The sequence below is a fragment of the Rhizobium sp. Root1203 genome (assembly GCF_001424945.1).
Classification (GTDB): Bacteria; Pseudomonadota; Alphaproteobacteria; order Rhizobiales; family Rhizobiaceae; genus Rhizobium.
Window position 1 is genome coordinate 115,815 of sequence record NZ_LMCW01000068.1, and the last position, 23,300, is coordinate 139,114.

17 protein-coding genes are annotated in these 23,300 nt (G+C 60.9%); 11 read left to right on the plus strand and 6 right to left on the minus strand.

The genetic code is table 11. The annotated features are described in order from the left end of the window. Positions 1-406: 406 nt before the first annotated feature. Together ASC97_RS31140 and ASC97_RS31145 are read left to right on the plus strand one after the other, a co-directional pair. Positions 407-1,543, plus strand: coding sequence for an efflux RND transporter periplasmic adaptor subunit (locus tag ASC97_RS31140; protein ID WP_443216795.1), 1,137 nt, complete (start codon positions 407-409; stop codon positions 1,541-1,543). Further along, positions 1,540-4,737: an efflux RND transporter permease subunit gene (locus tag ASC97_RS31145; protein ID WP_057472198.1), complete on the plus strand. Its 3,198-nt coding sequence runs from the start codon at positions 1,540-1,542 to the stop codon at positions 4,735-4,737. Before ASC97_RS31140 ends, ASC97_RS31145 begins: the two co-directional genes overlap by 4 nt. Here the strand turns inward: ASC97_RS31145 and ASC97_RS31150 are convergent. The 4 genes from ASC97_RS31150 to ASC97_RS31165 all read right to left on the minus strand — a co-directional run bounded on the left by ASC97_RS31150 (position 4,732) and on the right by ASC97_RS31165 (position 9,108). Next, positions 4,732-5,739, minus strand: coding sequence for an acyltransferase family protein (locus ASC97_RS31150; protein WP_057472199.1), 1,008 nt, complete (start codon positions 5,737-5,739; stop codon positions 4,732-4,734). The genes ASC97_RS31145 and ASC97_RS31150 overlap by 6 nt on opposite strands. Before the next feature lie 51 nt (positions 5,740-5,790). Beyond that, positions 5,791-7,056 carry an O-antigen ligase family protein gene (locus ASC97_RS31155; RefSeq protein ID WP_057472200.1) on the minus strand — a complete coding sequence of 422 codons (1,266 nt, stop codon included), beginning with the start codon at positions 7,054-7,056 and terminating at the stop codon, positions 5,791-5,793. A 9-nt stretch (positions 7,057-7,065) separates the two neighbouring features. Further along, on the minus strand, positions 7,066-8,352 hold the full coding sequence (locus tag ASC97_RS31160) for a polysaccharide biosynthesis/export family protein (RefSeq protein ID WP_057472201.1): 1,287 nt from the start codon (positions 8,350-8,352) through the stop codon (positions 7,066-7,068). Positions 8,353-8,427: 75 nt separating this feature from the next. Continuing rightward, positions 8,428-9,108, minus strand: coding sequence for a sugar transferase (locus ASC97_RS31165; protein WP_057472202.1), 681 nt, complete (start codon positions 9,106-9,108; stop codon positions 8,428-8,430). A 767-nt stretch (positions 9,109-9,875) separates the two neighbouring features. On the opposite strand from ASC97_RS31165, the gene ASC97_RS31175 reads away from it, so the two are divergent. Together ASC97_RS31175 and ASC97_RS31180 are read left to right on the plus strand one after the other, a co-directional pair. Next, positions 9,876-10,145 (plus strand): exopolysaccharide production repressor protein, encoded by a 270-nt coding sequence (locus ASC97_RS31175; RefSeq protein WP_057472204.1) that lies wholly within the window; start codon positions 9,876-9,878, stop codon positions 10,143-10,145. Positions 10,146-10,275: 130 nt separating this feature from the next. Then, positions 10,276-11,277, plus strand: a complete 1,002-nt coding sequence (locus tag ASC97_RS31180; RefSeq protein WP_057472205.1) for a glycosyltransferase family 2 protein — start codon at positions 10,276-10,278, stop codon at positions 11,275-11,277. 37 nt (positions 11,278-11,314) lie between these two features. On the opposite strand, the gene ASC97_RS31185 is transcribed toward ASC97_RS31180, so the two are convergent. Then, positions 11,315-12,274 (minus strand): glycosyltransferase family 2 protein, encoded by a 960-nt coding sequence (locus ASC97_RS31185; RefSeq protein WP_057472206.1) that lies wholly within the window; start codon positions 12,272-12,274, stop codon positions 11,315-11,317. A 582-nt stretch (positions 12,275-12,856) separates the two neighbouring features. On the opposite strand from ASC97_RS31185, the gene ASC97_RS31190 reads away from it, so the two are divergent. From ASC97_RS31190 to ASC97_RS31215, 6 genes are all read left to right on the plus strand, one after another. After that, positions 12,857-13,939 carry an acyltransferase family protein gene (locus ASC97_RS31190; RefSeq protein ID WP_443216796.1) on the plus strand — a complete coding sequence of 361 codons (1,083 nt, stop codon included), beginning with the start codon at positions 12,857-12,859 and terminating at the stop codon, positions 13,937-13,939. Between the two features lie 3 nt (positions 13,940-13,942). Then, entirely contained in the window at positions 13,943-14,734 is a 792-nt protein-coding gene (locus tag ASC97_RS31195) for a glycoside hydrolase family 16 protein (RefSeq protein ID WP_057472208.1), read from the plus strand. A gap of 1,238 nt (positions 14,735-15,972) precedes the next feature. Beyond that, positions 15,973-16,971, plus strand: coding sequence for a glycosyltransferase family 2 protein (locus ASC97_RS34845; RefSeq protein WP_200959578.1), 999 nt, complete (start codon positions 15,973-15,975; stop codon positions 16,969-16,971). Beyond that, positions 16,968-17,894 (plus strand): glycosyltransferase, encoded by a 927-nt coding sequence (locus ASC97_RS31205; RefSeq protein ID WP_057472210.1) that lies wholly within the window; start codon positions 16,968-16,970, stop codon positions 17,892-17,894. Before ASC97_RS34845 ends, ASC97_RS31205 begins: the two co-directional genes overlap by 4 nt. Continuing rightward, positions 17,891-18,898, plus strand: a complete 1,008-nt coding sequence (locus ASC97_RS31210) for a glycosyltransferase family 2 protein (protein WP_057472211.1) — start codon at positions 17,891-17,893, stop codon at positions 18,896-18,898. Before ASC97_RS31205 ends, ASC97_RS31210 begins: the two co-directional genes overlap by 4 nt. Positions 18,899-18,902: 4 nt before the next feature. Then, the gene (locus ASC97_RS31215) at positions 18,903-21,260 is read left to right on the plus strand and encodes a polysaccharide biosynthesis tyrosine autokinase (RefSeq protein WP_057472212.1); all 2,358 of its coding nucleotides are present in this window, start codon (positions 18,903-18,905) and stop codon (positions 21,258-21,260) included. On the opposite strand, the gene ASC97_RS31220 is transcribed toward ASC97_RS31215, so the two are convergent. Then, positions 21,261-21,998, minus strand: a complete 738-nt coding sequence (locus ASC97_RS31220; RefSeq protein ID WP_057472213.1) for a metallophosphoesterase — start codon at positions 21,996-21,998, stop codon at positions 21,261-21,263. A 194-nt stretch (positions 21,999-22,192) separates the two neighbouring features. Here ASC97_RS31220 and ASC97_RS31225 point away from each other — a divergent pair, with 194 nt between their 5' ends. Beyond that, on the plus strand, positions 22,193-23,299 hold the full coding sequence (locus ASC97_RS31225; protein WP_057472214.1) for an acyl-CoA dehydrogenase family protein: 1,107 nt from the start codon (positions 22,193-22,195) through the stop codon (positions 23,297-23,299). The last annotated feature ends 1 nt before the right edge of the window (position 23,300 follow it).

The window sequence follows — 23,300 nt, forward strand, 5'->3', positions numbered from 1 at the left end:
CGACCAAAATGCCGCACCGGCTTTCCCGGCCATCCCCCGCTCCGGAACAAATGGCAGGAACCGCGTAACTGGAAGCTTGCACACGCTGCGATTATGGCTCCGGCTCGAAATTGCAACTGGTTGGCATTTGCTATTTTGTTCCCAGGCCGTTTATATACCTTGCACAGATACTTAGCAGCGAACAGCCTGACCCCCGCGCACGTGATTTCGCGCACGGCAAGTAGCAACGGCATCGTCGCGGACGCTCTTGGACGGCAGTGGAAATGCGGGCGAGACATTTTTCGTCCGAAAGCAGCAAGACATGACACGCACTATCTCATCGACATAACGGGCGGTACCAAGCAACCGCCTCAACCGGGGGACTGCTATGCCTTTCTCGCTTAGACACGCGTTTATGCTGGGCAGCATGATCTTGCTGCCAATTGCAAACGCGGCAGCCCAGGACGCGCCGCCTCCCCCACCCGTGACCGTTGCCAAGCCCGTGGTCCGCGACGTCATCGACAACGACGACTTCATCGGCCGGTTCCAGGCTGTCGACGAAGTGGCCGTTCGCTCACGTGTCGGCGGCTATTTGCAGGAGGTGCACTTCACCGACGGCACTCTGGTCAGGAAGGGCGATCTGCTTTTCGTTATAGACCAACGGCCGTTCGTCACCGCGTTGAATGAGGCGAATGCGGCCCTGGAGGTCGCGAAGTCCACGCTCGTCTACGCCGAGGCACAGTTCAAGCGTGCTGAAAGCCTCGCCACAAGCGGCAGCCAGTCGGTTTCCATCCTCGATGATCGCCGCCGTGAATGGGTGTCGGCACAGGCCAATGTACGCGGTGCCCAGGCGACCGCCGACCGCGCGGCACTCGACCTTGAATATACGAAGATTACGGCCCCGCTCAGCGGACGCATCGACCGCCGGCTGATTTCCACGGGCAATCTCGTTCAGGCGGACCAGTCCATTCTGACGACAATCGTTTCACTCGATCCGATCGATTTCTACTTCGATGTCGATGAACGGCGTCTGCTCAACTTCGCTCAGACGGCGCGCGAACGGGGCAGCGACTTGCAGCAGGGCGGTGGCGGCGTCCAGGTTCAGGTGAGGATTTCAGACTCCAACGAGGAGCCCTTCAAGGGCAAAATGGACTTTGCCGAAAACCGCATCGACACACAGACCGGCACGATCCGCATCCGCGCCCGCTTCGACAACCCGCACTACATTCTCCAGCCGGGCCTTTTCGGCCGCGTCTCCGTCGAGGCGTCGAATACCTACAAGGCCATCCTCATACCGGATGAAGCCATTGGCTCGGACCAGAGCCAACGGGTCGTCTATGTCGTCGGGGATGACGGAACGGTGTCGGCAAAGCCGGTGCGACCCGGCCCGCGGCTCTATGGCTACCGCGTTATCCGCGAGGGCATGGACGGAAACGAGACGATCGTCGTCAACGGCCTGATGCGCGCCCACCCGGGCAGCAAGATCACCCCGCAGATGATCGAGCTGCCGCAAAGCCGAGAAGACATCCCGCCGGAAGCGGCAGGTATGGAGCTCAGCCGATGAGATTTGCACATTTCTTCGTAGACCGGCCGATCTTCGCGTCCGTTCTCTCCATCGTGCTGCTCATCGTCGGCGGCATCGCCTATTTCCAGCTCCCGGTCGCGCAGTATCCGGAAATAGCCCCCCCGACGATCGTCATCCGGACGGCCTATCCCGGCGCCGATGCCGAAACGATCGCAAATACCGTCGCAACCCCGATCGAGCAGGAGGTGAACGGCGTCGAGGACATGCTCTATATGTCCTCCTATTCGACCGCGGACGGCTCCATGGCGCTGACGGTCACCTTCAAGCTCGGCACCGATCTCGACAAGGCGCAAGTCCTCGTCCAGAACCGCGTGGCAATTGCCGAGCCCCGCCTTCCTGAGGAAGTCCGGCGCATCGGCATCACGACGGCAAAGAGTTCGCCGGATCTGATGATGGTCGTGCACCTGCTCTCGCCGAACGAGCGCTACGATCAGCTCTACGTCTCCAACTATGCGCGCACCCGCATCCGGGACACGCTCGTCCGTCTCGATGGCGTCGGCGACGTCATCCTGTTCGGGGAGCGCGAATACTCGCTGCGCATCTGGCTCGACCCGCAAAAGCTGTCGGCCTACGGCATGACGTCCTCCGACGTCGTGCAGGCATTGCGCGATCAGAACGTACAGGTCTCCGGCGGCTCCATCGGCGGGCCGCCGACGTCGGGCACCAATGCCTTCCAGTACACGGTCACGACGGAAGGCCGCTTCTCCGATGCCCGGCAGTTCCGCTATGTCATCGTGAAGGCAACGCCGGACGGCCGTCTCGTTCAGCTGCAGGATATCGCCCGCATCGAGCTTGGCGCCAAGGACTACGTCACCAACAGCTATCTCAACGGCAAGCCGGCAGTGGCGCTTGGAATTTTCGCGCGTCCCGGGACCAATGCCCTGGACGCGGCGGCCTCGATCAGGAAGACGATGGAAACCGTCTCTCAGGATTTCCCGCAGGGCCTGTCCTACGACATCGTCTATAATCCGACGGAGTTCATCGCGGAGTCGATCCACGAAGTCTACAAGACGATTGCCGAAGCCGCGATATTGGTTGCCATCGTCGTTCTCGTCTTCCTGCAATCCTGGCGGACCGCGATCATTCCGATCGTCGCCATACCGGTCTCGCTGATCGGCACATTCGCCTTCCTGCTCGCCTTTGGCTTCTCCTTGAACATGCTGACGCTCTTCGGCCTCGTGCTGGCGATAGGTATCGTCGTGGACGACGCCATCGTCGTCGTGGAGAACGTGGAGCGCAACCTTGCAAAGGGCATGACGCCCCGCCAGGCCGCCCATGTCACCATGGACGAGGTTGGCACCGCCGTTATTGCGATCTCGCTGGTGCTGATCGCCGTGTTTGTGCCGACGGCCTTCATTCCCGGCCTTTCCGGACAATTCTACCGGCAGTTCGCGGTGACCATTTCCGTCGCAACGGCGATTTCGGCGCTCAATTCGCTGACCCTCTCGCCGGCACTCGCGGCCCTCGTTCTCAAGCCGCATGAAGAAAACCACAAACGCGGCAACGTCTTTTCCCGCTTCGGCGGAGCATTGGCGGACGGTTTCAACAGGGGCTTCGACAAGGTCAGCGCAGGTTATTCCTGGATCGTGCGGCACACGGTTCAGACCATTGCGGGCCGCTGTATCGCCCTGCTCGTCTTCGCCTGCCTGCTCGGCGCCACATATTACATGAGCAGGATCGTCCCGAGCGGCTTCGTACCGGTCATGGATCAGGGCTACGCAATCGTCGTCGTGCAGTTGCCAGACGGCGCTGCCCTGTCGCGAACGGACGCCGTCATCGAACGTGCCTCGGAGATCATCCGGAACACACCCGGCGTCAAGAATGCGGTGGCATTTTCGGGCTTCAGCGGCGCAACCTTTACCAACGCATCCAATGCGGGCGTCGTCTTCGCCGCTTTCGACACGTTCGAAAACCGGCTTGAGCACGGGCAGACGGCCAACAAGATCATCGGGCAGCTCTACGGCAGCCTGCAGGCGATCCAGGAAGCCTTTATCATCGCCATTCCCCCGCCGCCGATCTCCGGCATCGGCAACGCCGGCGGCTTCAAGATGCAGCTGGTGGACCGCGAGGGGTCCGACATGCGCCGCGTCCTTGGCGCAGCCTACCAGTTGATGGGAACCGCGAACAAGACGGCCGGGCTGACCGGCGTGTTCACCACCTTCTCCGCCAGTAGCCCGCAGTATTTCCTACAGATAGACCGCGACAAGGCGCGCGCGCTGAACGTCCCGATCCCCAATATCTTCGACACGCTCTCGATCAACCTCGGCACGTCCTACGTCAACGACTTCAACGCCTTCGGACGCGTCTACCAGGTGCGCGCGCAGGCCGACCAGCAGTACCGTGTCGAGCGCGACGATATCCTGGCACTCAAGGTTCGTTCGGCAACCGGCGCCCTCGTGCCGCTGGGGACGCTGATCGACATTCGCGACACCAGCGGCCCATCGCTGGTCCAGCACTACAACATGTACGTCTCGGTACCCGTGCAGGGCAACGCCGCACCGGGGGTTTCCACCGGCAGCGCACTCGACACGATGGAAGGCCTCGCCAAGGAGATCCTGCCGGCCGGAACGACCTTCGAGTGGACCGAAATCGCCTTTCAGGAGCGAAACACCGGCAATACCGCGATCTACATCTTCGCGTTGTCTGTCGTCTTCGTGTTCCTGGCGCTTTCGGCACAGTATGAAAGCTGGGTCCTGCCACTCGCGATCATCCTGATCGTTCCGCTCGCCATCCTGGCCGCGCTGATCGGCGTGCACCTGCGAGGTATGGACAACAACATCCTGACGCAGATCGGACTGATCGTGCTGATCGGCCTGGCAGCGAAGAACGCGATCCTCATCGTCGAGTTTGCAAGACAGGCGCAGGACGAAGGAAAATCGGCCGTCGAAGCCGCCATCGAGGCAAGCCACCTGCGTCTGCGCCCGATCCTGATGACTGCTTTTGCTTTTATCTTCGGCGTCGTGCCCCTGATGCTCGCCACCGGCCCCGGCGCCGAAATGCGCCAGTCGCTGGGGACAGCCGTTTTCTCCGGGATGCTTGGCGTAACGATCTTCGGCCTGTTCCTGACACCCGTTTTCTACGTCGTGTTGCGGGCGCGCCGGCGGAAGTCTGCCCCGACCGCCGGATCCGAAACGCCCGCCGCCGAAGAACCGGCGGTCGAGCCCTCGTCATAAGGGACGCCGCGCGAGCGCGCCCTGCTTCGGCCCGGTTCGGGAAAGCAGCTTTTTCAACGGCTTTTCGACGAGTTCGTAGGCCGCAGCGCCGAGGATGGTGCCGCCGATGACAGCTGCAACGACGGTGACGGCAGTCGAAAGGCCGACCATGCCGGCTGCCTTCACGATCACCGAGATCGCCAGCGTGTGCCAGAGATAGATCGAGTAGGACGCATCGCCGAGATAGGTCAGGACCGGGACGCGACCGATGCTTCCATCGGCTTCCAGCGACACCATCCCGTAGACAAGAGCCATCGCCAGCGGACCGCAGATCGCCTCATTGAAGTCGGCTCCGATCAGGAAGATGGCCGCAAAGCCGGACAGCGATGCGCCGATGCAGGCCAACCCCAGGCTTGTGCCGGCAATCCACCGCCGCAGCCAGAGTTCCGCCAGGAACACTCCCCCGAGAAACTCGAGGATGATCGGCCGGGTGTAGGTATAGAGAGCCGGGGACGTCGGTCGGAGGAACAGGCCGATCAGGAAGAAACCACCGAAGGCGGCCGACAGGAAGATCAGCCTCCAGTTTCGTGGCAGGAAAAGTGCGCCCGCAAAGAGCACATAGAAGAAGATCTCGAAATTCAGCGTCCATCCCTGCACGAGAACCGGCCAGATCTCGCCGTTGCTCGGCGAGATCATGGGAACGAAGAACAGCGAGGCGAGAACATGCGCGCCCGTCAGCTGGAGGTTCGGAAAGAGCCCCGCAACGGCCCCGACGATCATGACGGCGGTCACCAGCCAGTATGAGGGGGCGATGCGGCGAATGCGGTCGAGCAAAAAGCCCTGCGGCGTCATTGGCCGGCGTTCGCTGATCACCCACATGATGAACCCGCTGATGACGAAGAACACGTCGACGCCTGCGGCACCGATCGCGAAGTGCTCGCCCGATTTTTCCGCCGCATGAAAGACGACGACGGCAAGTGCCGCAAAGGCACGCAGATATTGGATGCCGTAAAGAGTCTTCATCCGGTTCCCTCGAATAGCCGGTCAAGGCCGGCCTGAAATGCAAAAATGACGTTATGACATCGCCGGTAGTGGCGGCCTCTCGCGCCGCCAAGTCCCGGCAACCGGCTGGCGACGCGAGACTACCAATTTCCCGGCAGCGAAATAGAAGAGAAACGTGCCGACGTTGTAGGGCGTCAGAATGTCGATCTCGACGAAGGATCGGATCGTAAGCAGCACCGCGATCGAGAACAGCAGATGCGACTCGTCGTTCCTCAAGTCCTCGATCAGCCGGCGAAGATGCCCCCACAGAATCTTCAGGAGCGTCACGGCAAGAACCAGCACCCCGGCCAGCCCAAGCTCGACGGCCGTCTCGATGTAGGTGTTGTGGAAGTGGAAACCGCTGCGCGAGCCGATAAAGAATTCTTCCCACAGGCGCTCGGGTTCGGAGAAACCCTGAACCCAGTAGGCCTGGTATCCGACGCCGAAAATCGGGTACTGCTTCGCGGCCTCGATGCCCTGCTGCCAGAGATAGGTGCGCCCCGTCAGCGTCGAATCCTTGCCGAAGATACCGAGCACGGCATCGACCGCACCGAGATAGACGCCGGCGACCGCCAGCACGATGACGGCGACACCCCCGCCGACGACCAGCAGTTTGCGCTGCTGGGGCGACAACGACAGGACGATCCGAAGCCCCAACATCAGCGCAATGACGACAACCGTGGTCAGCACCGATGTCGCCGATTGGCAGGCAAGCAGGCAATAGGCCGACAGCATTCCCACCACGCCTGCGGCGGCCATCCAAAGCCGGCGCTCGCCGAAGATGAAAACGGCCGCAACGCAGACGATCAGACCGAGCGACGCATAGAAGCCTAGCTGGTTCTTGGATGCGAAGGCACCGACGAAACTGAACGTGCCATCGAGCGGGTCGTACTCGTAGTAGCCGAACAGCAGCGAGTAGATGAGAACGATGCCGACGCCCGCGATCATGCCGACCGTCAGCGTCCTCGCGTCGAGGACCCTGACGGCAACCAGGGCGCAGATCACCTGCGTCAGGTACTGGATGCTCGCGCGCATCGAAATACTGGGAACGGCCGACCAGAAGACCGACAGGAACGCCAGTGCGGCGAAGGCGAAGAGCCACAGGTATCTGTTGTAGTTCCCGAGCACGGTCCGATAGTCGACCGCTATCAGGGGCAGCCAGAGCGCATAGTACAGCAATATCGCCACCTGCCCGAACTTGATCGAGTAGGCGAAACAGAAAAGCGATAGCGCCACGGCGGGAATGGCATAGGCCTGATTCCCGCCGGGCTGAATGAGCGCCGACTTTGCGATACGCATGCTGCCTCGTTACCTCATGTACAGTCCGGCGGTGACCTTGATCAGGTCGCCGGGCTGCAGTGCGGTATTCTCCTGCACCGGAATTTCCTTCGGCTGTCCATCGACGTCGCGAATGATCGAGTAGGCAATGCTCGCTGCACCGCTGGTGTTGTCGAAACGCGCCGCATCGGTCGACTGCGTGAGCGCCTCGGACATCAGCGAATTGCTGGTCGCAAGCTTGAGATTGAGTTCGTCGAGCTGCGCATCGGCATTCTGGAGTTCCTGCGCAATCTGGGCATCCCGATCGTTTCGAAGCGTGATCTCATCCTGATTGGCCTTGCTGATGTCCTGCTTGGCCTTCAGCGAATTGGTGTCGATATCGAGAAGCGTCGCCTCGATATCGGCGGCACGCTGTTCTGCCGCCATCTTCCGGGCGCTCAGCGCCAGGCCCTTCTCCGCCAGATCCTCGACCTTGTCGCGATCTTCCGTTGCCAGCTGAAGCTGCCGGCTCTGCGTTTCGGTCTTCTTGGCCAGCGTCTCGACTTCGCTCTGCAGCAGTGCCCGCAGATCGTCGAGGGCCTGAAGCTGCAGCGTCAGCCGCTTCTTGCGCGACGTCATCAGCGCCGCCTCGCTTGCGACCAGTGCCTTGGCCTCGGGCTTGTCCTGAAGCTCCTTCGGCATTTCGAAGGAATCCTGGTTTGCCGCTTCGGCACGCAGGCGGGCCTGCTTCACGAGCAGCCGTGCCCGGTCGGCCATGTAGACGACAGCGTCGCCCTTGGCATTGATGAAGTCTCGGGCGAACCGCTGGCCCGCTTCCGCGCGGCGGAGCCCGCCGGCAATGCTCACGGCTTTGACGACAGTGAGATTCGGAGCGAACGGATACTCGCCCGGCTTTTCGATATCGCCGGACAGGTAGACAGGCCGGAACTGCGACAGCTCGACGGAGGCCGACGGCCGATCCTTCAGGGCGAATTTCTTCTGCAGCGCCGAACCGATCTCCTGTGAAATCGCATCCGTCGTCTTGCCGGAAGCCGGCATGTCGCCGACGAACGGCAGGGAAATGCTTCCGGACGGGCCGACCGTGTAATCCCCGCTGATGACCGACCAGTCGCGTATCGTTCCATCGGCTGTCTGCCATTCTGCCACGCGAATGGCGAGCTTATCCATCACCCCAAGGCGGTATTCGTCCGCGCTGACAATGCATGAGGACAGCAGAAAGGCACCCAATCCGGCCGCAACCGCGATACCGGATTGTACAGCACGGGTTCGCCCGGCCTTGCCATACCCGGCCTTGCCATCGATGAAGCGTTTTTTCATATCTTTACCCGTATGTCGGCACGACAAAGCCTAAGGCGTTGCCGCGCAGTTTCTCGTTGAGCTTTGGATACGCGGCTAGTAGCTGCCGCGTTGGGCGCAAACCGCGGGGATGGTGCGTGCGATGATCACGACATCCCGGACCAGCGACCAGTTTTCGACATAGTGCGTGTCGAAAGCGACGCGAGCTGCATAAGAGACATCGTTGCGTCCGCTCACCTGCCAGAGGCCGGTCAGACCGGGGCGCGACTGCAAATAGTAGACCGCCGCATGCTCGTACATCTCAAGTTCGTCTTGAACGACGGGACGCGGACCGACGATGCTCATTTCGCCGCGAATGATATTGAAGAGCTGTGGCAGCTCATCGAGGCTCAACTTGCGCAACACCGCACCGACAGCCGTGACCCTGGGGTCATGCTGCAGTTTGCGCGTTGCACGCCATTCTTCCATGGCCTGGGGATTGTTCCGCAGGTAGTCCTGCAGGACCTTGTCCCCGTTGGTGACCATTGTCCGGAATTTCAGGCAACGGAACTCCTGGCCATTGTGGCCGATACGGCGATGCCCATAGAAGGCCGGACCTTTGTCCGACAGCTTCACAAGCAACATCACCATCAAAAAAATCGGGCTTAGGAAGACAAGCCCGAGGAAGGCAGCGGACACATCGAATGCCCGTTTTGCGAAACCGCCCGTGGGCGGAAACACGCTTTCATGAACTGCGCCATAAAATGGCGAACTGTCCGATCTCGTCGCAGACTTCATAGAGGTAACTCCACTTATGTTTGCCGTTTGGTCGGTGGCTCAGGACGCTGAGGTAGCGCTGACGAGTTCGAAGTGTATGAGCGGAATTTGTTTTTTTAAGCCACATTTTTAAAACCAATTGTTTTCGAAGGGTTTTGGCAACGTTTGTTCAACTTTTTGTTTTTCAGATATTACTGAAATAGCTATACATCCGGCGGACTTCCTTGAAATAACCTTGATGCGTTGTAATAAAACTTTCGGACATTGCTTCCGCCGCCAAAGCTACTGAAGTCTAGGTCGTTGCGGTAGATCGGTGCGAAGTCATCGTTTGCATCAACGGCTTCTGCATCGGACAGGTTTTTGATCTTGGCGCGCGCCAATTTATTGCATCGCAGCATTAATTTTGCGATGCACTCACAAATCGTTTGAAATTAAAACTGTGTAATAAAAGTTGAACGTACAACGCTATCTACGCGCTCCCCGGAGACGGAAATGTGGCACGAACAGGAACGTGTATTGCCAAATTCGTCGCAACCATTGCGCATAACGCAACTTTAATGATGTTGCGTGTTTCGCGCTGTTCGGCACCGTTAAGTGGCATTTTTACCAATCGCCGGAACAAACATTTAAGATCGTGCTTGTACTACCGGGCCGTGGACGCAAAAAACGTCTCCAGAGCTTCTGTTGCAAGGCGAAGTCCTGTAAACATAACTACACAAGGGTCCTGGGGAAGCGTTCGTATTCAATGGATGTTCATTGAACGAGGCGCCCCGATGGGGAGGCAACACATGTATGCACCTCGCGTTTTTGTCAGCATGCTCGGCGCACTGGGCGTTTTTGCTGTCGCGACCTATTTGCTGAGCGGCTCCGTCTCCGGCACCCTCATCAAGACGGTGATTTGCGCGATCCTCCTGCAGGCCGGCTATTTCGGCGGTGTTTTGTATCTTGTCTGGAAAGAATCCAAGAGCCGCGTCAAACAGGCTGCCCCCAGCCGAAGCGAAGAGCCTGAGAAGCTGCAAGTGACGCCTTTCAACGGCTCAGAGCCCTTCAACCGCTAGGCCCCGCCGCCCGAATATTTTCCCGAGCGTTGAGCTTTGGAACCCCTCTCCGTAACATCATGTGAACCGGCATGCGTTGTCTGCTGCGCTCCGACGTCTTAGTTCTGGGGCGAAACAACGGAGGTAAAGCGTGGCTCATACGGCTAGCATATGTGTGATCATCGCCGCAAAGAACGCGGCCGATACGATCCGGACCGCTGTGAAATCGGCTCTTCTCGAGCCGGAGGTTGCCGAAGTTGTGGTTGTCGACGACGGGTCGGACGACGGCACCGCCGAGGTGGCAAGGCATGCGGACGACGCCAGTGGCAGACTGACCGTTGTCAGGTTCGAAAAGAACAAAGGGCCGTCGGCCGCCCGCAACCACGCAATCGAAATCTCCTCTGCGCCCCTGATCGCAATTCTCGATGCCGACGACTTCTTCTTTGCCGGGCGCTTCCGCCGCATGCTCGCGGAAGATGACTGGGAGTTCGTCGCCGACAACATCGCCTTCGTCGACGCCGAAACCGCAGACCAAGCGCCTCAGAAGCTCGATCGGTTCGCGGAGAACCCGCTTTTTCTCGACCTTGCGACCTTCGTGGATGGCAACATTTCCAAACGCGGCGTCCGGCGCGGCGAGATCGGCTTCCTGAAGCCCGTCATGCGAAGGAGCTTTCTCGACAAGCACGCGCTCCGATACCGGGAAGACATGCGCCTCGGAGAAGACTACGACCTCTACATCCGCGCCCTGGCAAACTGCGCACGCTACAAGGTCATCCATAGCTGCGGCTATGGAGCCGTCGTGCGGGGCGATTCCCTGAGCGGTAGTCACCGCACCGAAGACCTCGGCCGGCTGTACGAGGCGGACCGGGCGTTGCTGCAGGCCTTCGCCCTGCCGCCGCAGGCCGCCGAAGCGGTAAGGCGGCACGAGCGGCACGTCCGCCGCAAGTACGAATTGCGCCGGTTTCTCGACATAAAGGGGCGATCCGGCCCTGCCGCCGCAATCGCCTATGTCGCGGCACGCCCCTCGGCCTTCCCCGCAATCGCGGCCGGCATCCTGTCGGACAAGACCGAACGCTGGCGCAATCCGACCGGCGTATCGGTCACCGCGCGAGGCGACCGGCTGAGATATCTTCTGGACGCTCCCACGAAGTAGCCCAGCTACTTCGGAAATAGCCCAGCTGCCAGCCTGGCTACTTCGCAAGCTTTCCAGCAGCAAGCTGCAACGCGCTCTGCAGCAGGCGAGGATCCTGAAACAGCCAGCGCGCAAGCAGGCCGAAATCAGGACGACGGCGCCGGCGAAGCAGTCCGACCTGGCTCCAGAGCGCCTGCTTTCTCGCCTGGTTCTTGTGCGCCTTGATGGTGGCGACCTCGCGCGGCCGCGCCGAAAACCGGCTTTCGAGCCGGTCGAGCGCCATCCAGGTGATGAACTGCTGCTTCAGGAACTCCGGCGACGCATTGTCGACGCCGTGGAAGATGTTGACGCCTTCCCCGCGCAGCGCGCCAGCATCGGCGCAAAGCAGAACCTGACGGGCGGCCAGCATGGAATCGCAAAAAAACAGCACGTCTTCGGCAGCGAGCCGCAGGGCTGCGTCGAAGCGGATCGTCTCAATCAGCGGCCTGCCGATGACCATGCATGACATATGCAGGAATGCCCAGTTATCGACCATCACGCCGGCGATGTCGGGAACGTCCAGGACGAGCGGCTTGTCCATAAGCCGTCTTGCGCCGTCGATCTTTTCCAGCGCGGCAATCCCGAAATGATAGTCGAATTCCTCGCCGCCCTCGATCGATGCGAAGTAGCAATCACCGCCGAGCGCCTGCATCGCGGTGAGGGCATTCTCGAGGTGATCCGGCGTCCAGATATCGTCGGAATCGAGAAAGGCCACATACTTCGTCTTAGCCGGGACATGATCGAGACCGGTGTTGCGGGCACCGCCAGGGCCCGCGTTCTGCTGGCTGATCACCGTAATTCGCGCGCGCTCCGCTTGCGTCAAAGGCGCCAGCTCGTCTGCCGGGGGATACGGCGATTGGTCGTCGACGACAATGACCTCGAAATCCTGAAATGTCTGCGAGAAAGCCGACGCAAGCGCGCGGCGGAGAATACCGTCATCCCGCTGGTAGAACGGAATGATGATCGTGAACGTCGCCATACTCTCTCCTTGAGAGGTTCGAATTGGTGCCTAATGCCGTCCATCTAGCGGCAAGGCGATTGGCGGCAAGCTGCTGCACCGCACAATCATCAGGGTCATTTCGTCCGAAATTTGTCAAAGCCCGCAAACAGCAGCAAAGCCTGTCCCTGTTCCAAAATACAGCACCTGCACCCCGACTTGCCCCATTCCGGCCACAAAACGCGCGTTGCGACCCCTCTGCGATTGTAACATTCTTCACCAACCCTCAAAAACTTTCGTGTTCGGCAGCTGGCGTGAAACAGCTAAGCCGGTGAATATAATCATTTTCTTGAATGCACTGCTCACACTGGCTTTGACCCCGCCTCACGGCCCTCTGCAGATCGCCGATTGAGCTGCCGTTGCGGCAGGCGGGGATCGTTTCAAAGCGGGACCGACGATCACTTTTTGCTGCAGTGCCATATTTTCTTCCGTGAATTGGCCCTAGCTTCTGGGCTGCGGGCTCGAGTCTGCTCTGATTGAAACGGTCGCAAGGGGAGGTGCGGCCCAAAAGGGGTGACTGATAACGTGAATGTTGATGCCAACGTATCCTCACGGATCAACCTGATGCGGATCGTGCTCATCTCGGGCATTGTGTTCGTTCATATACCATTCGATGTCGCGAGCAGTCCGTTCAACGGGGCATACGGCACCTTTGACTGGATCCGAGTGTTTCTCACGGAAGCGCTGTTTCGGGTCGGCGTGCCATGCCTGAGCGCGATCTCCGGCTACCTGCTGTTTCGCGGCGGGCTGGAGAACTTCAGCTATCTGAAAACCGTTCGCACCAAAACGCAGACGGTTCTCTTGCCTTTCCTGCTTTGGAACTGTGCGTTCTTTCTGGTCATCCTGGTCGCGCTCGGCCTGGGTATCGGGGACGGATACGTACCGGATCCCTGGCATGCATCCGCCCGTGATCTGATGACACAGCTACTTGCCGTAGAGGATTTTCCCGTCAACGTTCCCCTCTATTTCCTGCGCGATCTCTTCGTCTGCATCCTGCTCTCGCCGCTCCTGGCGTGGCTGATCCGTCGCGTGCCCCTGCTGACGCTGACAGGGTTGCTCGTGCTGGCGTTGATCCCGGAAATGCCGCTGTACGTGGTTCTCAAGCGCTCGATCCTCTTCAGCTTCAGCCTCGGCATCTATATCGGCCTCTACAAGGTCGACCTCAAGGCGCTCGATCGGTTCGCCCCGGTGGGCGTAGCACTTCTCATCGCCAGTTCAGCGCTTCTGGCGACCGCGATCTACACGACCGGACCGGTCATGCCGGACTGGGTGCAGCTGTTCCGAAACACGCTGGCGATCGCCGGTGCGCTCGGCTTCTGGCTGCTCTCGGCGCCGCTGATCAAGACGCAGATCGGCCAACGCCTGTCGAAGACCGGTAGCCTGAGTTTCTGGATCTTCTGCGCCCACTACCCGCTCCTGATCCTCCTCTGGATCGTCTGGGGCAAGACGGGCGTAAACATCTATCCGCTGTTCTTCGTGCTCTCGCTGGCTCTGCTCTTCCCGTTCCTGGCCATCTCGAACAATCTCTGCCGCAAAGCCGCCCCGCGCCTCTACGCGGTGTTGACAGGCGGACGCACGCGCAAACAGCCCGAACAGCCGGTTTCCGCAAGGAACATCTCATCCGAACTCATCTCACAGCAAAGGTGACACATGACGACCAAAATCGCCCATGCCCGAAAACTTTGCCCGACGCTCCTCTTCGGGGCCCTTCTGTTCGGCGCCGCCGGGGCAGCCGCCCAGCAGTCTGGCGGTACCTCATTCGTCGAAAACTTCGACAAGCTCGACCGCAGCATCTGGTACGTATCCGACGGCTGGAACAACGGTGCGCATCAGAACTGCACCTGGTCGAAGGATCAGGTCAGGGTCGACGGAGGATCGCTGCAGCTGTCGTTCTCGGAAGGACAATCCAAGGATCGCAAATATCTCTGTGGCGAGATTCAGACAAAGAAGCGCTACGGATATGGAACCTATGAAGCGCGCATGAAAGCCGGCACAGGCTCCGGCCTGAACTCCGCCTTTTTCACCTACATCGGCCCCGCGGACAAGCAGCAGCAGGACGAGATCGACTTCGAGGTGTTGGGCAAGAATGCCGCCCAGGTCCAGGTCAATCAGTACGTGAAGGCAAAAGGCGGCAACGAAAAACTCGTCTCCGTCGGAAGTAAAACCGACGAGGGCTTCAACGACTACGCCTTCGTCTGGGAGCCGGGCCGCCTGCGCTACTACCTGAATGGCAAGCTCGTCCAGGATGTCACCGACCCATCGAAGATACCGAGCAGTCCGCAGAAGATCTTCTTCAGCCTGTGGGGATCCGACACGTTGACCGACTGGATGGGCCGCTTTGCCTACACGAAGCCGACAAAGCTCGAGGTCGAGCGCGTTGCCTACACGGCTGCCGGCGACAAGTGCCAATTCCCCGAATCTGTCGCATGCGCGCTCAACTAATCGAAGCCATCGGCTCGCAAGGAACACTCATGCTCAAAGTCCTCTATCTCGTGCACGATCTGGCCGACCCCGCCGTCCGGCGGCGGGTGCTGATGTTGCGCGAGGGTGGCGCTGACGTCGTCCTCGCCGGCTTTCGGCGCGGAGAAAACCGCCTTGCCGAGGTGCATGGAGTGACGCCCATCGAACTCGGACGGACCGCCGACGCGCAGTTCGCCCAGCGCATGGGCGCCGTTGCAAAGGCGATGGCCGGGTTGAAGACCCTGCTGAAGGGCGTCGACAAGCCCGACGTGATCGTCGGGCGCAATCTGGAGGCGCTTGCGGTCGCGCATCGCGCCAACAAACTGTTCGGCGGCAACGTCCCCGTTGTCTACGAATGCCTGGACATCCACCGCCTTCTGTCCCGCGACGATATCGTCGGCAAGGCGATGCGCGGTGCCGAGGCACATTTCGGCCGCGACGCCAAACTCGTGCTCACCAGTTCGCCGGCGTTTATCGAGAATCACTTCGCAGGGCGTTCGGGCATCCGGGCTTCCAGTCTGCTCGTCGAAAACAAGGTCATTGCGCTCGACGAATCCGCGCTCGACCCGTCGATCGCCCGTCCGCTCAGGCAACCCGGCCAACCCTGGAAAATCGGCTGGTTCGGCGCCCTTCGCTGCCGCAAGTCGCTTGGCTTGCTCGCGAGCTTTTCCCGCCGCATGGAGGGTCGTGTCGAGATCGTGCTGCGCGGTCGACCGGCCTATTCCGAATTCGACGATTTCGACGCCTTCGTCCGCGACGAGCCCTATCTCAGCTTCGCAGGCCCCTACCGCAACCCGGAGGATCTGCGGGCGATCTACGACGACGTCCATTTCGCCTGGGCGATGGATTTCTTCGAGGAAGGCCTTAATTCGAGCTGGCTGCTGCCGAACCGCCTCTATGAGGGCTGCCTCTACGGCACGGTCCCGATCGCGCTCGAGGGTACCGAGACCGCGCGCTTCCTGAGCGAAAAGGGAATTGGCCTCGTTCTGCCGGAGGCAAGCCCATCGGCGCTGCAAGCGCTGTTCGAAGACCTGACGGGAGAGCAACATCGCGCCATGAGCGAGGCCGTTGGTGCCCGGGACCGCAAAACCTGGCTTGCCGACCGCAGCGACTGCGAAGCGCTCGTCGCAAACCTTTCCCGTCTTGTTCCGGCTCCCGCGGAGGAGCGCGAAACCGGAACGACTATTCCACAAGCAATACCTCAAGAAGGGTGGACAACCATGAAGCCTGATGTGTGTACAAGCGTCTCCAGTCTCATCATCATCCCCTGCCTGAACGAAGAAAAACATATCGAGCCCCTGCTTGCCAAGCTGAGCAAGGAGGTCGATCACATGAATGCGACGATCGTCGTCGCCGATGGCGGCAGCAAGGATGCGACGCGCGAGATCGTCGCACGTGTCAGCACCGCCGATCCGCGCACCCTGCTGCTCGACAACCCTCGGCGCATTCAGAGCGCCGCCGTCAATCTGGCCGTCGCAACCTTCGGACGCGATCATGACTATATGATCCGCATCGACGCCCACGGCGACTACCCGGACGACTACTGCCGAAAGCTGGTCGAGGAGGCTGTTGCGACGCAGGCCGACTCCGTCGTCGTGGCAATGGAGACGGTCGGCTTCGGTACGTTCCAGAAGGCGACCGCAGTTGCCCAGAACTCGAAGCTCGGCAATGGCGGATCCAAGCACCGCGAGGGTGCGGAGGGTCACTGGACCAATCATGGCCACCATGCATTGATGCGCATCGCTGCCTTCGATGCGGTCGGCGGTTACGACGAGACCTTCAGCCACAACGAAGATGCGGAGCTCGATTACCGCCTGAAGAAGGCGGGCTTCGGCATCTGGATGACCGACAAGACCCGCATGGTTTATTATCCGCGCGCAAGCGTCGGCACGCTCTTCCGCCAGTACCTCGGCTACGGCCGCGGCCGCGCAAAGAACATCCTGAAGCACGGCAGCATGCCCAATTTGCGCCAGATGCTCCCCCTTCTCGTCGTTCCGGTCTTCATCGGTGCCTTCCTGGCCGTCCTGAATTGGGCGGCCGTCATCCCCTTCAGCCTCTGGGCGGTTGCCTGCGTCGGCTATGGCTTCTGGATGGCGGTGGGCCAGCGCAATCCCTACGGGCCGCTGGCAGCGCTCTCCGCCATGGTCATGCACTTTGCATGGTCGGCCGGCTTCTGGATGGAGCTTCTGAGCTTCCGCGGACGAAAGGTGTCGCAATGAGCCAGGAAAGTTCCGTCCAGCTCGATATCGGTATTTGTACCTATCGCCGCGCTTCGCTTGATGAAGCGCTGCTTTCGCTTGCCGTCCTTGCGGTACCGGCGGGCACGAATCTGCGGATCATCGTTGCCGACAACGACAAGGTGCCAAGCGCAAAAGAACGCGTCGATGCATTGCGCGCCACGATCCCGCACCAGATCGCCTACGTGCATTGCCCGGGCGCAAACATTTCGATCGCCCGCAATGCCTGCCTCGATAATGCGACCGGCGATTTTCTGGCATTCATCGACGACGACGAGGATGCCAGCGAGGAATGGCTTGTCGAACTCCTCGCCACCGCCGAAGCCACCAGGGCGGATGCCGTCCTTGGCCCAGTGCGCAGCGTCTATTCGTCGACTGCTCCCGACTGGATGCGGGAGGGAGATTTCCATTCCACATTGCCGGTCTGGGTCGACGATGAAATCCGCACCGGCTACACCTGCAATGTCCTCCTGCGCCTCGCCTCTCCTCACGTCGCCGGTCGCCGCTTCAACCTCGCGCTCGGGCGGACGGGTGGAGAAGACACCGAGTTCTTCAGCCACATGCATGGCGGCGGCGGCAAGATCGCTTTTGCAGAGAATGCCTTCGTCTACGAGCCGGTGACCGAAAGCCGCGCCGATCTGGTCTGGCTCGCCAAACGCCGCTTCCGTTTCGGGCAGACGCACGGGCGACTGCTGCAGGAGAAAAGCCGGGGTCTAGAGAGGCTCAAGCAGATTGGCCTTGCCTCTGCAAAGGCCCTGTTCTGCTATACGGCCGCCATCGGCTGTGCTTTCTCGGCTGTTCCACGCTATCGCTATACGCTTCGCGGCGTCATGCACTCAGGCGTCGTCAGCGGCCTGCTTGGCATTCGCGAAATCCGTCAGTACGGAACGGCGGAGGCTGCATGACGCAAACCCAGCCGGACGTCAGCTTCATCATCGCCGCCTACAACGCGGCCGGAACGCTTGCCAAGGCGATCGACAGCGCCCTCGCCCAGCGCGGCATGTCGGTTGAGGTGATCGTCGCGGATGATTGTTCGACGGACGAGACGAGAGCGGTTGCACAGGGCTATGGCGGTCAGAACGTCTGCCTGTTGGCGCTCGCCCGCAACGGCGGCCCTTCCGCCGCCCGCAACGCGGCAATCGCAAAGGCCAGCGGCCGCTGGCTTGCTGTCCTCGATTCCGACGATACGGTGGAGCCGGACAGGCTGCAGCGCATGATCGCGCGCGCCGAGGAAGCCGGAGCGCAGATCGCCGTCGACAACCTGCGTGTCATCAGAACCGATGGCACGCCTCCCGAAACGATGTTCACCGAGCGGTCTCTGTCGCAGACGCCCGAGTTGACGCTGTCTGCATTCATTCGTTCCAATGCCCTTTTTCAAACCACCCATAATTTCGGCTATCTCAAACCGATCTTTCAGCGCGCCTTCATCGAGAAACATGCGCTTCGCTTCGATGAAGCGCTGAAGATCGGCGAGGATTACCTGTTTCTGGCTGAGGCGATGGCACTCGGCGGACGGTGCGTCATGGAGCCCGCCGCCGGCTATGACTATCACATTCGCGAGGGTTCGATTTCGCGCGTCCTCGCCCTTCATCACATCGACGCCATGATCGAAGGCGATAAGGCCTTCCTTCGAAACCACACGCTGGATGCAGAGGCGGCAGCAGCGCAGGAATTCAGGACACGAAGCCTGCGCCGGGGACGTGCGTTCCTCGTCCTCGTTCAGAACATCAAAGACAGGTCGGTCTTCGGAGCGATCAGGACAGCCTGGGGCAACCCGTCAGCGGTCGCGCATCTCAGCATGCCTATCGCTGCACGGGCAAGCCGCGCGATCGCGCCGCTCCGCAAACTGATTGGCCAGCAGGCCGACCTCACAGCCATCGATGGCGCGACCCGCTCCCGCAAAGGATAGAGCCATGAACCAACGGAACCTCACCTTGCACAGCACTCTGCCCAAAGCGGCCGACGACTCCGATTCCTTCATCGACATCGACCGCCTGATCGCAATCGTGATCCGCCGCGCCGGCTCCGTTGCGCTGTGCGTCGGCGCAATGGTGGGCGTTGCACTGGTCTATCTGCTGTTCTCAACGGCCCAGTACACGTCGATGACGCAGATTCTGCTCGACGACAGCATGACCAAATATGCACAGGACGCGGCTCCGGTGGCGAATTCCCAGCAGGTGGACATGCAGATCGCCAGCGCTGTCGAAATCCTGAAATCCAACGAGCTGGCCTTGCGTGTCGTGGACGCCGAGCAGCTGCAGGATAACGGAACCATCCTCGATCCGCCGCTATCGCCCGTCGCTCTCGTCAAGTCGGGCGTCAAGCTGATCGCAAGTGCTTTGCTTCCGGGCAGACCGCCGGGCAATGAGGACGATGCCCGCAGCGGACGCCGCCAGAAGGCCGCCGCCCTGCTGCAGGACGCCCTGACGGTGTCCCGCGTCAACCGCAGCGCCGTTCTCGCCGTTTCCTTTCGTTCCACCGACCGGCTTCTTGCGGCACGCATCACCAAGGCCTACGCCACGGCCTACCTCAGCGACCAGCTGAACGCCAACTTCGACGCCACCGAGAGCGCTTCCGTCTGGCTCCAGCAGCGGCTGACCGATCTCAGGCAACGGTCGCAACAGGCGGCACTGGATGTTGCCAAGTTCAAGTCGGATAACGGCCTGACCTCGGCCAACGGCGAACTCATGTCGGAGCAGCAGCTTGCCGACCTCAACAAGCAGTTGATCGTTGCCCAGGCAGATAGCGCCAGCGCCTCCGCACGCTACAACCAGTTCAAATCCATCGTCGATCTGGGACCGGACAGTGCGGTCAACAACGCTGCCGTCTCGTCCGGCCAGACCGACAAGACCGTTATTCAGGACCTGCGTACGCGCTACATCTCGGTCACCAAGCGAGAGCAGGAAATATCGACGAACTTCGGCGAAGACCACCCGCAGGCGGTCGCATTGCGCTCCGAAAAGCAGGACCTGACCCGGCAGATCTATCAGGAGCTGCAGCAACTGACGTCGAGCTACCGCAACGAGTTCGAGGTAGCCAAGTCTCGCGAGGCATCGCTTCGCCAGAACATCGCGCACCTGACGGGCAAGAATTCCGAGTCCGACAGGTCCGTGGTCCGCATGAACGATCTGGAACAGCGCGCAGCCGCGCTGAAAACGCTCTACGAGTCCTATCTCGGCAAATACGAGGAAGCCTCGCAGCAGCAGTCTTTCCCAATCGCCAAGGCACGCGTGATCTCTGAAGCGGGCGTCCCGGTCTCGCCGTCCAGTCCTAAGAAGACGATGACGCTTGGGCTGGCCATCGTGCTGGGCCTCATGGCGGGCGGCGCCCTGACGGCATTTCAGGAGTTCCGCGAACGTTTCTTCCGCGTGGAGGGTGATGTCCGAACGATCCTCGGCCTCAAGTTCCTCGGCTATCTGCCGCTGGTCGGCAAGGCCCCGCGGGAAAAGAAGATCTTTCGTCCCCGCACCCAGCCGGCATCGCAGCCGGCCGATCCCGTCCCCGAAAGCGGCGCGACGTTCCAGCGTATCATGCGGGTCGTCCTGGAGGCACCGCGTTCGGTGTTTGCCGAGACCCTGCGCAATGCCAAGCTTGCCAGCGACGTGATGTTCCAGGGCAAATCCGACCGCGTGATCGGCGTGGTCTCAGCGATGCCGGGCGAAGGAAAGTCTACCACCGCCGCGAATTTCGCCGCCCTTCTCGCCTCGAGCGGCAAGCGCACGCTTCTGATCGACGCCGACCTTCGCAACCCTGGCCTGACGCGTATGCTGAAGACGCCGCCGCAGCACGGTCTCGTGGAAGCCGTGCTCGGCGACGTTCCGTGGGCGAGTGCGGTCAAGGTCGATCCGGTAACGAAGCTTGCGATCCTGCCGGTTCTGCCGAACGACCACCTCATGCACACCAGCGAGCTTCTTGCCTCGCAGGGCATGTTCAACCTGATGGAAAATGCACGCAAGATGTTCGACTACATCGTCGTCGACCTTGCTCCGCTCGGCCCGGTAATCGACGCCAAGGCGTTCGCCCCGCAGGTCGACGGCTTCCTGTTCGTCGCCGAATGGGGTGCGACGCCGACCAATGTCGTGCGCGACATCCTCAACGCCGAGCCCCAGATCAAATCGAAGATCCTGGGTGTGATCCTCAACAAGACCGACATGACCGAACTCGGCAAGTTCACCAATTTCGGCGGTGCCGAGCGCTATCGCCAGAAGTATGTGAGCTACTACACCGACGAAACCCCGAAGGTCCGGGAGCCGGCAGACGCCGGCGCCTGATCAGGTGGAGAAGAGATGCACGCGCCCTTTCCACAGCCGCGCGACGGTAAGCCTGTCGCTCTGGAAGGCGCCGGTGTCGAGGTTCAGCCTGGTCGGCAGCGTCTCCGGCCGCTCGACGGGTGTATGGCCGTGAACGATCAGCTTCGGCAGCGGCACCGGACTTTCGAAGAAGCGGTGGCGGATGAAGACCAGGTCGTCGTCCTTCTGATCCTCGATGGACCGCAGCGGATCGATACCCGCATGCACGAATAGCACGTCGGGCGTATCGACAAGGATCGGCAGCGACCGCAGGAATTCGATATGCGGCTTGGGCAGGGATTGCCGGATGAACGCATCGAGCTTTGTCGCGGCGGGAAAGATCAACGGCAGTTGTTCGACATCGAGGCCATAGGAGCGAAGCAGCGCATCCGCCCCCATCGGCATCCAGTCGGCAAAGGAAATCCGTCCGTCGACATACTCGAGCATGACGATCTCATGGTTTCCCGTCAGGCAGATTCGGTCGAAATGCTCCGGCGGAGGCGCCATGAGATGCGAAATGACCTGTGCCGAGGATGGACCGCGATCGACATAGTCGCCGAGCGTGACGATCAGTTTGCGGCCCGGCAGCCGTGAGGCGTCGTCGACGATTGCCTGCTCTGCCCGCTGCAGCAGATCAAACCTGCCGTGTATGTCGCCGATCGCATAGATCGGCATGTCGCCGGGATCGAATGTAAGCCGCTTGCGGCCGGCCGATGGCATATGGGACCTCACCCTCCACTACATGTGCAGCCGCCGGGACGCGCCCGAAGGCAGGAAAACCATAACTACCTCGCCCATTGCCACAATCAAGGGTAATAAAATTTCAGCAGCGGCTGCATTTCCGGAAAAACACGCCTTACCATCGCACCTTCGATCGATCACTCCTAGTGCTGTCGAAACACAGAGAGCAGCCGATGGGAACCGTATCGCAGTTTCACGACCGCACAAGACCCGCAGCACGGCGCATCGAAAGCGAAGAAGAAGCGATCGCCACCGCCCGCAGCATTTCTGCGGCCTTCGCCGTTCAATCGAGCGAGCGCGATATCAATCGTATTCTTCCCTATGCCGAACTCGACGCGCTCTCTCAATCCGGGCTGACCGCAATTACCGTTCCGCCGGAATATGAGGGCCTCGACGTCGCCAATGCGCTGCTTGGCGAAATCATCGCGATTGTGGCGGAAGGAGATTCGTCGATAGCGGAATGCCTGGAGCTTCACTTTCGCGTCCTCGAGGAACTGCGTACTCAGGCGAGTGAAGAACTGAAGAGCGCCCTTTTTGCCCGGGCGCTCGCCGGCGAGCGGTTTACGACCGCGGCTTTCGCCGCACCGGGCACAATCGTCGCCTCAAGCGTTGGCTACCGGCTGGATGGTCGGAGCGCGCCCTCGCCCGGCATTCTGTTTGCCGATTGGGTCGCTGTCCGGGCCATCTCCACCGAAGGCGCCGCGATGACGCTCTACCTGCCGCGCGACACCGAGGGTTTGCAATTTGTTGACGACTGGGATGGTTTCGGACAGAGAACGAACGGTACCGGCACGGTCATTGCAAGCGAAATTCCGATGGCCACGGAATCGGCCGTGATCGGTCCGCAGCGCGATCCCTCGACCGCCTCGGCACTGGGAGCGCTGTTGCACGCGGGCACCGACCTCGGAATCGCCAGGGCGGCGCTCGCCAACCTTCACGCAGCGCCGTACACCTCCCATGTCGGCAAGCTTGCCGTCGATGTCGAATGTGCCGCAGCCCTGGTCGAGCGCGCCGGCGGCAAGCTGGATTTCGCGCAGGTCAATCCCTCGGCGCGGGCGATCGAAATCGCATTCTTTTCCGCATCTGCCGCAAAGATCACCGCAAGCGCTGCAGCCGTGGAAACCGCCAACGCGCTGTTCGAGCTATCCAGCAGAAGTGCGACAAGCATTGGCCGGAACCTTGACCGGCACTGGCGCAATGCCCGTCTGCGCGGGGTGGGTACGGAAGCGGATGAGCTTTATCGGAACGCGGCCGCCCACCATTTTGGCAGGAGCCGGTGAT